This is a genomic window from Sphingomonas sp. Leaf208 (assembly GCF_001421415.1).
GTDB lineage: Bacteria > Pseudomonadota > Alphaproteobacteria > Sphingomonadales > Sphingomonadaceae > Sphingomonas.
On record NZ_LMKH01000038.1, the window covers coordinates 14,022 to 28,678 of the forward strand.

Annotated in this window: 12 protein-coding genes; 9 read left to right on the forward strand and 3 right to left on the reverse strand. The window is 55.9% G+C overall.

Annotated features, from left to right (window positions below):
* Positions 1–257: 257 nt before the first annotated feature.
* The 4 genes from ASE69_RS23110 (at position 258) to ASE69_RS20235 (ending at position 4,944) form a co-directional block, all read left to right on the forward strand.
* Positions 258–1,712: a sugar transferase gene (locus ASE69_RS23110; protein ID WP_056490790.1), complete on the forward strand. Its 1,455-nt coding sequence runs from the start codon at positions 258–260 to the stop codon at positions 1,710–1,712.
* 313 nt (positions 1,713–2,025) lie between these two features.
* The gene (locus ASE69_RS23525) at positions 2,026–2,505 is read left to right on the forward strand and encodes a PilZ domain-containing protein (RefSeq protein WP_082453283.1); all 480 of its coding nucleotides are present in this window, start codon (positions 2,026–2,028) and stop codon (positions 2,503–2,505) included.
* A 157-nt stretch (positions 2,506–2,662) separates the two neighbouring features.
* Complete coding sequence (locus ASE69_RS20230; RefSeq protein ID WP_056490793.1) at positions 2,663–3,964, forward strand: UDP-glucose dehydrogenase family protein; 1,302 nt, start codon at positions 2,663–2,665, stop codon at positions 3,962–3,964.
* A complete protein-coding gene (locus tag ASE69_RS20235; protein WP_056490795.1) occupies positions 3,961–4,944 on the forward strand; it encodes an NAD-dependent epimerase/dehydratase family protein in 984 nt (327 codons plus the stop codon). Before ASE69_RS20230 ends, ASE69_RS20235 begins: the two co-directional genes overlap by 4 nt.
* Before the next feature lie 68 nt (positions 4,945–5,012).
* Here ASE69_RS20235 and ASE69_RS20240 read toward each other — a convergent pair whose 3' ends face one another.
* Positions 5,013–6,935 (reverse strand): M10 family metallopeptidase C-terminal domain-containing protein, encoded by a 1,923-nt coding sequence (locus tag ASE69_RS20240; RefSeq protein WP_056490800.1) that lies wholly within the window; start codon positions 6,933–6,935, stop codon positions 5,013–5,015.
* A gap of 134 nt (positions 6,936–7,069) precedes the next feature.
* Positions 7,070–7,426 (reverse strand): hypothetical protein, encoded by a 357-nt coding sequence (locus ASE69_RS22290; RefSeq protein ID WP_156362438.1) that lies wholly within the window; start codon positions 7,424–7,426, stop codon positions 7,070–7,072.
* A gap of 386 nt (positions 7,427–7,812) precedes the next feature.
* On the opposite strand from ASE69_RS22290, the gene ASE69_RS23115 reads away from it, so the two are divergent.
* From ASE69_RS23115 to ASE69_RS20265, 4 genes are all read left to right on the forward strand, one after another.
* Positions 7,813–8,745 (forward strand): hypothetical protein, encoded by a 933-nt coding sequence (locus ASE69_RS23115; protein WP_235519012.1) that lies wholly within the window; start codon positions 7,813–7,815, stop codon positions 8,743–8,745.
* A gap of 25 nt (positions 8,746–8,770) precedes the next feature.
* Positions 8,771–9,610 carry a metallophosphoesterase family protein gene (locus tag ASE69_RS21625; RefSeq protein WP_235519014.1) on the forward strand — a complete coding sequence of 280 codons (840 nt, stop codon included), beginning with the start codon at positions 8,771–8,773 and terminating at the stop codon, positions 9,608–9,610.
* 909 nt (positions 9,611–10,519) lie between these two features.
* Positions 10,520–10,783 carry a hypothetical protein gene (locus ASE69_RS20260; protein WP_056490811.1) on the forward strand — a complete coding sequence of 88 codons (264 nt, stop codon included), beginning with the start codon at positions 10,520–10,522 and terminating at the stop codon, positions 10,781–10,783.
* Positions 10,784–10,968: 185 nt separating this feature from the next.
* Entirely contained in the window at positions 10,969–11,739 is a 771-nt protein-coding gene (locus ASE69_RS20265; protein ID WP_056490814.1) for a hypothetical protein, read from the forward strand.
* A gap of 59 nt (positions 11,740–11,798) precedes the next feature.
* On the opposite strand, the gene ASE69_RS20270 is transcribed toward ASE69_RS20265, so the two are convergent.
* Positions 11,799–12,833, reverse strand: coding sequence for a site-specific integrase (locus ASE69_RS20270; RefSeq protein ID WP_235519016.1), 1,035 nt, complete (start codon positions 12,831–12,833; stop codon positions 11,799–11,801).
* Positions 12,834–13,384: 551 nt separating this feature from the next.
* Between ASE69_RS20270 and ASE69_RS20275 the strand changes: the two genes are divergently transcribed.
* Positions 13,385–14,650, forward strand: coding sequence for a sugar transferase (locus ASE69_RS20275; protein ID WP_156362439.1), 1,266 nt, complete (start codon positions 13,385–13,387; stop codon positions 14,648–14,650).
* The last annotated feature ends 7 nt before the right edge of the window (positions 14,651–14,657 follow it).

Consider the following 14,657-nt stretch of genomic DNA (forward strand, 5'->3'; position numbering starts at 1 on the left):
GTCGCTTACACAGCGAAACCTGCTTCTGTCATGCTGGGATCGGGCAAGCGATTTCTGTCGAGCTCATGCGATCATCGTGGTGTTCGCAACCCAAAGGCTGAACCACACGCTATTGAAATCGCTCAACTCAATTTTCGGCAAAGCCGTGACTCGGCATCTATCGGCATTCGGAACCGGTTGATCGTCAATCTGTTGGCCGTATCTCAACACTTAATATACGTACCCACGATAGTTTGTCCTGGTCGCATCAACCGCATATGGCGGGTGAGGTCGCTTCTCATGCGAACGTTAGGCAAGCGGAAGGCAAGGGGCGGGATTTTTTGAAAACCAATGGGGGGGTCATGCAGGATTTCACTGTCCTGCCGCGTCAGGCAGTGCCAGCACGACGTGAAGATATTCGCTTTCTGCTTTACGCCTCGCTGCTAGTGCTCGATGTGCTAGCGGTGGTCGGTGCATTCGAGCTCGGCCTGCTCGTGCGTTACGGTACCTTCTACTGGTATTCCGCGATGGACGTCGTGGTTGTAACCTTGCCGATCTACATACTCGCCGCTGCCAACAACGGCGCGTATTCGATCGAGGCCTTGCACCGGACACGAGTTGGCATCCTTCGCTCAGCCTCGGCGCTTGCCTTCGCCTTCGCCAGCTTTCTGTTTATATCTTATTACTTCCATCTTTTGCGATTCGAACCGCGCAGTGTGACTAGTATCGGTATGATGGGCAGCTTCGTCCTTCTCATCGTGCTTCGCCTCCTGCTGGCGTGCGTGATCAAATTTACGGTAGGTCACCAACTGACTGCGGACGTCATCCTTATGGACGACGTATCGATTACTGTTCCGCCGCATTACCACGTTATCGACATGACGAAGGCGGATCTTCACCCCAATATCCAAGATCCAATGATGCTGGATCGTCTTGCCCGCCACATTCGTCGGGCCGATCGGGTCATCGTTGCCTGCCGCCCGGAAAAGAAGCGTGAATGGGCGATGCTCCTCAAGGGGGTAGGCATTCATGGCGAAATCATCTCTAATGAATTCGACGAAGTCGGAGCGATCGGGATCGGTGCATTCGACGGTCATTCGACGCTGATCGTCGCAGCGGGGCCGCTGAGCACGCGTAACCGCATTATCAAGCGCTGCTTTGATCTCGCGTTCGCGATACCGGCCCTCTTGGTCCTTCTACCGATTTTCGTGCTGACCGCGCTTGTTATAAAATGCGACAGTCGTGGCCCGATCTTCTTCCGCCAACAGCGTGTCGGTCGCGGCAACGCGCTATTCGAGGTGTTCAAATTCCGCTCAATGCGCGTTGAGCAGTCAGATGCATCCGGCACAGTTTCCGCATCACGAGACGATGTTCGGATCACGCGGGTTGGTCGCGTCATCCGGGCGACCAGCATCGATGAACTTCCTCAGCTTCTCAATGTTCTATTTGGATCGATGAGCATCGTCGGGCCACGACCCCACGCCCTTGGGTCGCTTGCAGGGCAACAGCTCTTTTGGGAAGTTGACGAGCGTTATTGGCACCGTCACGCTCTCAAGCCGGGTATTACGGGTCTTGCTCAAGTGCGCGGCTTCCGTGGCGCGACACACGAACGGAGTGACCTCACTCGGCGGCTTCAGGCCGACCTCGAATATATTATTGGCTGGTCGGTATTACGCGATTTTGCTATCCTCATTTCTACCGTTCGCGTTGTCGTGCACCGCAACGCCTTTTAGGAATAAGCTTTGTAATGCCCTATTGTGATAGGGTGTATGTCATTTTAACTAATAGGCGGCACAGTGATTTAACGATCTTCCTGCATAGGAATCGTTATGGCACGCCCTTCAACTCTGGTCCGATTACCGGATCCACCGCCGCCGGATGGTAACGCCCTTCCTGGCGACCGCATCGACTTCGATGCTTGGCTTCTACCGCCGGAGCAGCCAACGCGAATGGGACAGGGGATGCACCTTGTTTCGGCTGCTGCCGGACCTGTGTTGTTCATAATAGCCCTTGCCTGTACCGTTGCGTGGATTGCCTAAGCCACCGATGCAGCATTCTGCATCGGCGCAGGACGCCGTTCCCTGTCGACGCGAAGACGATCGCGCCCCGATCCTGCAACCTAGCACCTTACGCATTTCGGACGCACCGCATGATGTGAGAGTGGAGGATCTTTCTCCTAACGGATTCGCCTTCTCAAGCACCGTTCCAATACCAATCGACACGATCGTCCATGTCGGACTTGCCGGCGCCGGGCGGGCCAGTGCGCGAATAGTTCGGCGAGCCGACACGGTTTATGGATGCATCTTTGAACCAGGCCTAACCTCGGCCCAAATCGAGGACGCCTTTACCCGATCGCCCAGCGATACCGTTACTACGCTCGCTGCGCGGGCATCAGCGATTGCCGACGATGGCGAGATATCGCAGCCGCAACTTCCGTTCGTGACTCGAATAGCACTATTAGCGCTCGCCAGCTTGATGGGCTGGCTTGTGTTCGCAACCGCTCTTCGCAGCCTGCCTTTCTCCTAGCATCCATGCGATCAACGTCATTCAGGCGGCAGGAGCCAAATCTCTAACACCACCGTTCTCGCTTGGTGCGTGCATTGGCAAATGTCCTATTATCGCGAGGCAGGTTCATCTAGGTACCGTCGAAACGGTACGTCGCTATTTTCAGGAGATACCAATCTTGCGCATTACCATGATCGGATCGGGCTATGTCGGCCTAGTATCGGGCGCCTGTTTCGCCGACTTTGGCCATGAAGTCGTTTGCATCGACAAGGACCAGCGCAAGATCGATGCGTTGCATCAGGGCAAGATGCCAATCTTTGAGCCGGGCCTCGACGACTTGGTTGCACGTAACGTCAGGGAAGGGCGGCTGACCTTCGGCACCGACCTGACCGACGGCGTCAAGAACGCTGACGCGATCTTTATCGGCGTCGGTACGCCGTCGCGGCGTGGCGATGGCCATGCCGACCTTACCTACGTCTATGCCGCAGCCGAGGAGATTGGCCGGGCAATCGACGGCTATACCGTAGTCGTCACGAAATCGACTGTGCCTGTTGGCACCGGTGACGAAGTCGAGCGCATCATCCGCGCCGCCAATCCGGGTGCCGAATTCGGCGTCGTTTCCAATCCCGAGTTCCTGCGCGAAGGCGCCGCGATCGACGATTTCAAGCGGCCCGACCGCATTGTCATCGGTTCAGAGGACGAGCGCGCGACTGAGGTAATGCGCCAGGTCTATCGGCCACTCTCGATCAATGCCGCACCGATCCTCGTGACCGGCCGTCGCACCGCCGAGTTGATCAAATATGCCGGCAACGCCTTCCTCGCGACCAAGATCACCTTCATCAACGAAATCGCGGATCTTTGCGAAAAAGTCGGTGCAGACGTGCAGGACGTCGCGCGCGGCATCGGCCTCGACAACCGGATCGGCAAAAAATTCCTCCACGCCGGTCCTGGCTATGGCGGCTCGTGCTTCCCGAAAGACACTCTGGCGTTGCTCAAGACCAGCCAGGATTACGACGCGCCGCAGCGGATCGTAGAAGCGGTGGTCGCAGTTAACGACAACCGCAAGCGCGCGATGGGTCGCAAGATCATTGCGGCTATGGGGGGCGACGTGCGCGGCAAGACGGTCGCGGTGCTCGGTCTTACTTTCAAGCCCAACACGGACGACATGCGCGACAGCCCGGCGATTGCGGTCATCCAAGCGTTGCAGGATGCCGGCGCTAAGGTGCAGGCGCACGATCCCGAAGGCGTTGAGCAGGCCAAGCTGGTGCTTCAGAACGTTGACTATCGCGATGGCCCTTATGAGGCGATCGAAGGCGCCGATGCGGTCGCGATCCTGACCGAATGGAACGCCTATCGCGCACTCGACCTCGCCCGCGTCAAATCGTTGCTCAGCGCGCCGATCATGATCGACCTGCGCAATGTCTATAACCCCAAGGATATCGAAGCCGCAGGCTTTAACTACACGGGTATCGGACGATGAGCAGATCAGACCCCGTCCTCGTCACCGGTGTGGCAGGGTTCGTCGGCCATGCGACCGCCCATCATCTGCTCGCCCGCGGCGAGCGGGTGATCGGCATCGACATCGTCAACGATTACTACGATCCGGCATTGAAAGCGGCTCGCCTCGCGACGTTCGACGACGTGGCAAATTTTCGCTTCGAAAAGATGGACATCGCCGACAACACCGCGGTCGCTGCGTTGATCAAGGCGGAAGGTGTGGTCCGCGTCGTGCATCTCGCTGCGCAGGCGGGGGTGCGCTACAGCATTGAAAATCCGTTTGCCTATCAGCATTCCAATCTGGCCGGGCATCTATCGGTGATGGAAGCCTGCCGCCACGCGCCGGGGTTCGAGCACCTCGTCTATGCGTCGTCCAGCTCAGTTTATGGCGACAAGCCGATGGGCGGGGCGGGATTTACTGAGGATGAGCCGGCTACCAGCCCTGTGTCGCTCTACGCCGCCACCAAGCGGTCGTGCGAGTTAATGAGCCAGTCCTATGCAACGCTCTACGCTCTGCCGCAGACGGGCTTGCGATTCTTCACTGTCTATGGCCCCTGGGGCCGTCCCGACATGGCCTATTTCTCGTTCACGCAGAAAATCATGCGAGGCGAGGCAATTGAGGTTTACGGCGAAGGCAAGATGGCCCGCGACTTCACCTATATTGACGATATAGTCGAAGGGATCGTCGGCTCGCTCGATCATCCTCCTGAGGGGGGGGGGCATCGCGTTCTCAACATTGGGGACAGCCATCCGGTCGGCCTGATGGAGATGATCGATTCGCTGGAACGTGCGCTTGGCCGTACCGCGGAAAAGGTCATGCGCCCGATGCAGCAAGGCGATGTTACGGCGACCTATGCTGACGTGTCAAAGCTGCGTGCGTTGACGGGTTACCAGCCGAAAGTGATGCTGGATGAGGGGCTGATGCGTTTTGCAGACTGGTATCGGGGCTATTACGGCAGCTAAGCCGCCGGTAGAATAGATAGATCGAAACATCAGGGCAGGGGCTTCAATCCCTGCCCTGATCACGATCATCAGAAGTGCACTGCGCCCGTACCGACCGCTGAGCCGACATTGCTGTAGACGTAATATTCGATACCGTTGTTGGTCACGGCGCCATCATATTCCAACGCGTTGATACCGGTCAGCCCGACGCTGCCGCCGGCACCTGTCAGATCCAGACGGCTGTCGGAACCGAACGTGATCTTACCGTCATTGTCGAGGTCGGCCAGTTTCGTCGTCGTAACGAGCACATCGTTACGCGTGAACGTGACGGTGTCACGGCCAAGGCCAGCGACCGGGTTGGCGGTGTCGAAGAAGAACACGTCCGTGGCGCTGGCAGTCGAACGACCGCGCAACACGTCGTTGCCAAAGCCGCTTTCGTAGACCTTCTGGCCGCTCGATGCGATCGGACGAACGCGGGCATCCTCATAATAGAAGACGCCGTCAACGTTGCCCATCAACCGCAGTCCGCTGCTACCCTGCGCACCAGAGAGTTGCACACGATCGCCATCGCTGGTGTCCAGCGACAGCGTCGATCCGCTCCAAGTGATGATACCATCACCGTTACCGTCAGCGATCGCCTTGGTCGTGGCGAGCACGTCGCCGCGCTGCCAGTCGGTGACACGGTCTGATCCAGACTTCCCCCCGGTATGCAACTCGAACACGTCGCGCCCCGCTCCGCCTGTCAGCACGTTGGCGACATCGTTGCCGATGATGCGGTCGCTGCCGCCCCCACCGATCGCGTTTTCGATTGTTGCACCATAAGCAATCGAGATATTATCGGTAAACAGGCCGTTCTTTAGTCCGAGCTGGTCCTTAAGGTCTTCATAGAACGCGTAGGTCGCTTCGGTACGGGGGGCGAAGCCCAGCGCAGCACGGTTTGCGTTAACTTGCTCTAGCGTCAAGAATTCTTCAATCCCGCCACCCGACGAGAAGGCGCCTTGATTGAGATCGATAACCGAGGGCGTGTTCCAGCCCGAGAAGTCGAGCGTATCATTGCCACCAGCATCCCAGATCGCGACGATTGGGCGCGTGTTGACCGCAAAGTCGTATACCGCGTTGCCGGCCGTAGCGTTGAACCCATAAACCGTGTTGCCGGTCCGAGTCGTCTGATCCGCGCCATAGATCTTCTGAATCGCGACGATATCGTGGATCAGCGGTGTCGCCGCATAAGCAAAATTGAGCAGAGAGAAATCAATATGCTGCGCGCCCGTCTCATAGGCGTCGAAATAGCTCATGATGCTGTATTGACGTGAATCCTGGGCATAGAACGCATCGTTGGCGTAGGTGATCGGATCGGGCTCGCCGTCACCGTCATTGTCGTCGAGCGCATCATAATCGCCGGGATGGCTGAGGCCTATCGCATGACCGATCTCGTGCACCATCGTTGTTTGCGCATAGTAGCTAGCGACCAGTGGCGAGAAATTCGACGCAACGCCGCCATCGATCCAAACGTCACCACCCAATCGGCCGGTATCTTCATATCCATCCGCCAGGCTTTCAGCATCGTAGATATTGCCGAACGGCAGATAGGCATATGCTTGTGCACCGCCGGTCGCGGTATTGCCGAAAGTGATGTCCGCCGAACCCGACTTAGTCTGCTGGAACGAAATCGCGACGAGGTCATCCCACAGCCCTATGGAACGCTGGGCAAGATCGGTCTGGCCGGCATTGAAGGCAGTGAAGTCAAAATATTCACTATATGCTGAAGTACCAGCAATATTGACATAATAGCTATTGCCGAGCTCGTCCTTGTTTAGCCAAAAGCCATAGTTGAGCACGCCATCGTTCAGTTCACCGTAATTGTTAGTATACCAATCATAACCGCTTCTATTGAGATATTCCCCGACTTGCGTCGCGCTCCAGATCGGCTTGTCGGCGAACGTGCTGCCCGCCTTGGGATCGAGCGATGCCGCAACCGGGTTAGGACCGTTATCGTCTTGATGATGGGTCAAACCAGCCGCGCACGATCCGCAAGAACAGCCATACGTGCCTACAGCGTCGAAAGATCCGTCCATGCTTATTCTCCCTGTTGTCATGGTACCTCACCCAGCGCTGCGGATTTACAGCCGCCACGCTCGAGCATATTTTATTTCAGCCGCCAGCCTCCTACGGACCGATGCGGCAGAATACGGGTCAGAAGATCGTCCAAGGCCGCGCTGGGTGCGGTAGGGTCCCAGGCGACGGCGTAGCGGGCGGGTCCTTCGGCCTCGTCGATCTCGACCGCCCGGCGCGCCAAAGCGACCAGGGTGCGACCGTTATCGGCAGGCGTGATAGCAAGAATGACGGTAGCGCGATCGGTTGGCGCTGCACCGGAGGCAAGTTCTACCGGGATCGCTGTATGTACGCGCGCGGCATTGACAATGGCATCGCACAACCGGGCATCTAATCCGGTCGAGCAGCTGAGGACGATCCGCGACACACCACGCCAGAGTGGTGACGGCATGGCTTGCGCCATCGCGCCTGCCGAAGATATGGCGATTACCAACCCGGACATCATAACCGAACCCAGCACGTATCTGCTGCTCCTAGCTTATGGTTAACGATGCTGACACCATCCTCGCCCATGTCAACATCATGACGGTAATCTATCGGCGTGATGACGGTATTTTTATGTTTCGTTCTAAACCGATTTTGTCGATCGTGGTGGATCGAGTCGAAAAATCGGTCTCACGACTCAGCAGGCTCCGCTCATGATCATCCAACACGCTCAGTGCGTTCGCAACGATTTCAGCCAATTGCGGTTGAGGTCGCAAGACCAAGGCAAACGGGTCTTATCGTAGATAAGGTAATTTGCCGTGTTTCATAAAAGCCTGCGATAAGGAGAGTTGTATGAAAGAAATGATGGCGACGTTATGCGGTGCAACGATTGCTGCTGGCATGGCAAGCCAGGCCGTTGCGCAGGAAAAACCGGATTTACCCGTCGCAAAGCAGTCCGTCAGTTACGATCCCGCCAGCAGTATTTCACCTTCCAGTGCCACAACAACAGTATCGCCCAGCAGCGTCCCGCAGGCGATGGAACGGATGGATGGCGACACTGTCTTCAACCTGTCGCTTGGCACGAGCTACGCCGAAGGAAAATTTGGTACCCGATCCGATACGACCATCTGGAGTTCCGCCCTGGGCGCGCGTTTGCGTTCCGGTGACTGGACGCTGTCGGCATCGCTGCCGTGGATGCGCATCCGCAGCCGTTCGACAATTTTCACCGGGATCGATTCGACACCGGTTTTGGTAGCACCAAACACAGCGGCACAGAAACGGACGATGAATGGCTTCGGCGATCTAACGCTTGGTGCTGCCTACACGATCGCACCGGCTGCATCGCCAATTGAGGTTCAGATGTCGGGCCGCGCCAAGATCAACACCGCCACGAAGGGAAGTGGCCTGTCGAGCGGTGAAAACGACTACGCGCTGGGTACTGATGTCTCACTGCCGATCGGACGGGTCACGCCATTTGCATCGTTTACGTATCGCTTCCTTGGCGACACCACTTTGTATCGCCTGCGCAACGGGCCAGCCGCATCTGCGGGAGCCTCGTACGCATTCGGACGTGACAGCGTTTTTGTTGCTTCCTATCATTACGCCCGGGCTGCGACGCGCTTGGTTCAGGACTCGCACGAACTGTTTGGTGGCGTATCGACGCGTGTCCCCTCGATGCCGCTGCGACTTACAGGCTTTGCTACCGCTGGCTTGTCGAACGGTGCGGCCGGCCTATCTGCCGGATTGGCCCTGTCGGTCGGGTTGGGGGATCGGGTCGGACGGTAGTGTCCGGCGAACAGGGGAAACAATCGTGCGTTTTTACAACAAGCCCGAAAAGACAGTACAGCGGATCTACGCGGTGGGAGATATTCATGGCCGGTTGGACCTGTTCAGCAGACTAATGAGCATTGTTGAGCACGATCAGGCCGTAAGGCTGCCGGTTGCGACTCAGGTGGTTCTGTTGGGCGACATCATCGATCGTGGTCCGGACTCGGCGCGGATGGTGCGCGGCTGCATGAATCTGACCGCCTCGACCCGACGCTTCGTGGTGCTGAAAGGCAATCATGAAGAGATGATGGTCAAGGCGTTGCGCGGCGATTTGACCGTTTATGCTAACTGGCTTGCGTTCGGGGGGCGGGAAACTTTGCGAAGCTGGGGCGTAGACCCGGCAGTGGTGGAAGGGCCTGCGACGATGGACAATTTACGGATTTCGGCTGACGTCGTTGGAGTAGAAGTAATCGATTGGCTGGACGAATTACCCTTACATCACCGGCATGGCGGCTATTTGTTAGTCCATGCTGGGATTAGACCCGGTGTGCCGCTGCGCAAACAGCGACAAGACGATCTGCTGTGGATCACTGACGATTTCCTGACATCGCGTGAATCGCATGGAATGACCGTCGTTCACGGCCATTCCATTAACGAAAGTGGCCCCGTCATACACGCAAACCGCATCGGTATTGACACGGGTGCCTATCGCACCGGCCGGTTGACCGCGCTTGGCATCGAAAATGGTGAAACATGGACGCTCAATACGATGGCGACTACCAAGGCAACTTCGGCAGCCGACGACGCCGCGTTCGAAACCTATTATAAGCGTGGCTTGGCTTGCAAGCCAGGAAGCGATCAAACAGCGGCCGGAACGATTTAATGTCGATCGTAGCTGCTTTTGGCGATCGGCGTCTGGACGCCGATTTGGCAGCTATTCTTGCCCTGTCCGGTAACGACATATCTGGGCGTCGGACTAGCCCCGAGGCGGCGCGATCGCTTAAGAGGTTCGCTCCCGCTTTCGCAGCGATTACGACGGTGCTTATTCTCGTTGCGTTCACCGCGACACGGACCGAGCGACAGAGCCAGCCAGCCTTGCAAGCTTCGAAACATATCGAGCGGCCCACCCGGATCGTCAGACATACGCTACCGGTGCCGGTGGCACCAATCGACGGACCAGCGCCAGCTCGATTGGCTACCACATCCATACTGTCATCTGGGCCAACGGACACGGACTCGGTAACGACGACATTGTCGAGAGTTCCGGACGTCGCGCGCAAGGCGCTGCGGGTGCGGAAAACCATACCGTCGCACCCGGCAATACCGAGGGCGTTCGCGGTCACAACGGTTCCGGTGCCGAGCGATACGGCTCTTGCACCAACTGTACCTGCAGAGCCGTCATTGGCGCCGGTTGCTAATCCTGGCGACCACTTACAGGTCGAACTCGCATCAACACGCGTGGCAAATGCGCCGCCGCTGCCGACATCACAAAAGGCGACATCTTCGTCCGTACGGCGCGCACGCCAAGACGGCGTAGATGCAGTCCGCTCGCTGCGTCGGCAATGATAATAAAACAGGCTAAGTATCGATCGTCGGTGCAGTCAATCGACTATCTGGCACAACCCTCGATCGCCGGGGACCCAACCGCTAGACCCCAGTCGCGGCACCGACGTAGCCCGCCGGTTTACGAAGCGTGATTATACGCCTATTCATAATAACTTGTGACCGTCCCCTTTCAACACAATCATGATGACCGGATCGGTGTCAGGGATCTGAGGAATGGAGAGGAAAGATGTCACGAGAGATGCTAGGCGCACTGGCCGGCTGGAAGCGTTGCGCATCGAAGGACGGTATCATATTAACGCTTCAGGTGGCCGGCGATACTGAGCACTACAACCGCGGTATCTTCATGCGGGTTCACCTTGCACTCAATGATCGTCAATTGCGGTCCTTAACGCGCGACCTGACCCGCGCCGCGACGGAACGGGGCGTTGATCTCTGGGCGCCCAATCCGTGGTGGAAGCTCTGGAAGCACACCCGCGCGGCACGGGACTGACGATACTAGTTCTGTTCGCCTGGCAAACCGAATCCCATAAACTGCGGGAACAATGGTTAAATATCTCTTCACTCTTTAACAGATAAATGTATCTTCCGCTGCCGGCCTCCTTCAGGGCTGGAAAAGCGACCGGGAAGCAGCGAGAGATACGTCTGACCTGTTCGCCAACGTAAAAGGCGGGTGATATGGGATTTGCGAACAACAGCACTCTGTTTACGTCAGGTAACCGAGTTGATGTGGACAATAATGGCACGAATGACAGCTACGATCTGGCGGAGGGACGGGCCAACCAGATTGTCATTGGTGCGAATAATACGGGTAACGACGTCTTTCTGAATTTTGGATCGCGCAGTACGCTGATCAGCCACACCAAGTTGTTCGAAGGCTTTGAGACTTTTGGATCAAACATAACAATTGATCTAGATCGTGATAACGAAATCTCCTCACACGGGAAGTCTGCCGCGCTTCCTGACTTGGCAAGCAGTGAGCTTCGCTTTCTTGGCAGCAAAACTGGTGACGACATGTTCGTCTACGCCGACGCTGCCACCGTGCGCCAGCTGAGCACGATGTTCTCGTCCGCCAAGATCGTAGACAGCAAAGTCTCAAACGAGAAATTCAACGCAGCCAAAGGCAGCTATGTTTTTCTGTTCGATACCGCCCTTGGCTTAAATCTCGGGGGTGACACTATTTCGCATTTCGGCGCAGACGATAGACTTGTCACGACGTCAGAGATTTACAACAGCCAAGACGCCGATCCGTTGGACCGGATCAATTTCGGCAAGAACAAGCTATTGGACCTTTCGGGCGAATTGCCCAGCAGCGTTGGCGATGTCGGAGCTGGCCATGGCGGACAGGTTTCACTACCGGGAATTGGAGGACTGTACCTCCTTGCAACGGAAATCGGATCGAACGGTGCTGAATATTATATCTATGGCTCGTCTCCGCACGTGAGCTAATTTTCAATACGATGTATTAATTGAAACTTAAGTTTAACCACAACATTATAGAGCCATATTTACAAGAATCGGTCGCCTGCGTGATTTTTGAACAGCTCGGCATTGCGGACATAGTCGGAGAGAACCTGGACTGATCTATGTCGACTGACTTCCTGTAACTTGAAAATCGTTGCGCCTTGCGCTGCACCTTCAGTAAGGAAGCCGGCACGCAGCGAATGGCCGGCGAACTGCGTCGGATCGTAGCCCGCCGCGGCGGCATAGTGCTGCACAAGCCGCGCAATGGCCCGATCCGACATAGCGTTCGGGGTCAGCGCATCTGATCGTGACAGCCGACGGAACAGAAAGCCGTCGCTATGGCCTGCTGCCGCCATCCAAGCGAGTAGCAGCGCCTTGGGTCGGATTCGCGACCCTTCGGGAATAGCAATAACCGCGCCATGACGCGCCTGATCTGTTTTTGAATGTGCAATCGTAAGCCGCAGCCCCTCTGGCACGAGGCCGACATGTTCGACACTGAGGGCAACAATCTCAGACCGCCGCAAGGCTGCTGCCATCCCGACTGCAAGTATGGCACGGTCTCGAATAGCACGCATTCCCTCGCCTTCTATAGTCATCAGCATGTTACGCAGCGCCGTTGCATCCGCTGGCCGCTTCTGACGTTTGGCGCCGCCATGTTCCGCACGGATCCCAGCGAGGACTTCGGCCAGACGTCCAGCCGTCGGAAGCGCTGTCGGCGCTGGATGCCCACCGGCGCGATGATAATAGCCAATCGCCGCGACACGGCGATGTATGGTTGACGGATTTAAACCCGCGGTTGCCTGGTCGCTTGCAAAGACAGCGACGATCTCAGGACTTGCCGGCAGCCAGGCTAAACCATGCGCGGTGCACCAATCTTTGAAAATTGCCCAATCGGACCCGTAGGCGCGTCGCGTCGCACTTGAACGAGCGGCTTTTGCATAAGCTGTCGCGCGTTCAATTTTATCATTGAGAATCGTGGGCAGCGACGGCTGATCAACGTGCACAAGTATACCTGTCTTCATGTCGACATGAAGATTTGTACTCAGGGTGGACTGACCTGGGAGTTTGATGGTGCTCACGTGAATCGTTTGCCACGTCGCATTTCAACGCACCACCCCTTATGTCCGAGAATGACACTTATCGGACATAGGGCCAGTCTCAGCGATATCGCTGGCGCAACGAAATATTGCGGTCTGATGAGGGATAAAGCTTTGCGATTAAATAATTTAAGGGCGTATGAACCAAAGGCTGAGGCGTTCGATGTCCGATATGATACCGGATAAGCAACTCTGCAGCCAGCTCCCCGAGGAAACTGCTAAGCCTCGCGCGGCGCTGTCGCGGAATCGATCAGGGGATAGAGATTTCACACGTATTCGATCGGTGGGTATGCCGCGTCCTCCGATCACACCGGTCGGACCAATTCAGCGAGAGTCCTTCATTGGCAAGGCGGCTTAACACTATGTGAGTGTCTATAAATCGCCATTTCCTTTGGTTTACTTTTTAGAAGCGCGACGTTAATAGAGCCTGAATATTTATATGTCGACTTAAGTTCTTATAATAACGACATAATTAGCCAATAATTCGTCCGCCCACCCTCAAAGATCTCTTCAATATTTAGGTGACTAGTACGGTGTCAAAATATATTTCGCAACGGCATAGTGCTGCGCAGAAACTGCGCTGGAGCGTACTGGCTGTACTGATATGTACTCTGATAACGTATTTTGCGCGCCTCGCCACCTCTCCCATAAGCGATGGCCCCGAGGTTCTGAATGTAACGTTGTTTGGAAGCATATTCGCATCACTGCTAGGCGTATTTTTCCTACGAAGTCTTAGTGATTACCCTGGTGTACAGGGCGTAGTTTATATAGTTCCATCATTTATATTTGGCTACGGCGTTGCCTTTTTTATATTTCTATTTGCACGCTTAAATTACTCGCGGTCAGTTTTTATAGCCAATCTGCTATTGTGCATTATTTGGTTTTTTCTTGTGCATTTTCGGGCGCAGCGGCGTGGTGAATTGTCCATTGGTATTGTGCCTACTGGAGCAGCGCTTCAACTCTCCAAGATAAATTCAGTCGGTTGGCGTGTATTGGACGGTCCAGATAGTGATGCGTCCGATCTAACCGCTATCGTCGCGGACTTGCGTAGTGATTTACCTGATGCATGGGAACGTCGTTTAACAGACTATGCGTTAAATGGCTTGCCAGTTTATCATAGCAAACAATTAATGGAGTCTCTTACTGGACAAGTCGAGCTGGAACATTTGTCGGAGAACAGCTTTGGGGGGCTTGCCCCTGTTTCTGCTTATATGACAATCAAACACACAATAGACTGGTTTTTTGCTGCTATCGTTCTTATTATACTATTACCTATACTTATAGCGTTAGCTATCGCCATTCGGCTGGACAGTCCTGGTCCTGCTATTTTTCGGCAAAAGCGCATTGGCTATCGTGGCCGTCCATTTACCGTTTACAAATTTCGCTCGATGACACCTCGCGAAGCGCCCGAAGACAATCGCGCTCAGGCGATGACGCAAGCTAACGACCAGCGCGTAACGCGAATTGGCCGCTTTTTGCGCACGTCTCGCATTGATGAGCTGCCGCAACTCCTGAATGTCTTAAAGGGCGAGATGAGCTGGATCGGCCCCCGCCCGGAGGCCGAGGTTCTTTCACGCTGGTACGAAACCGAAATACCTTTTTACCGCTACCGGCATATCGTTCTGCCCGGCATCACCGGTTGGGCACAGGTTAGTCAGGGTCACGTCGCCGAAGTAAACGACGTCCGCCTCAAGCTCCATTACGACTTCTATTATATCAAGCACTTTTCGCCTTGGCTCGACTTGCTTATCGTAGCTCGCACGATCAACACCATGCTGACGGGTTTTGGCGCACGATAGACGTCAT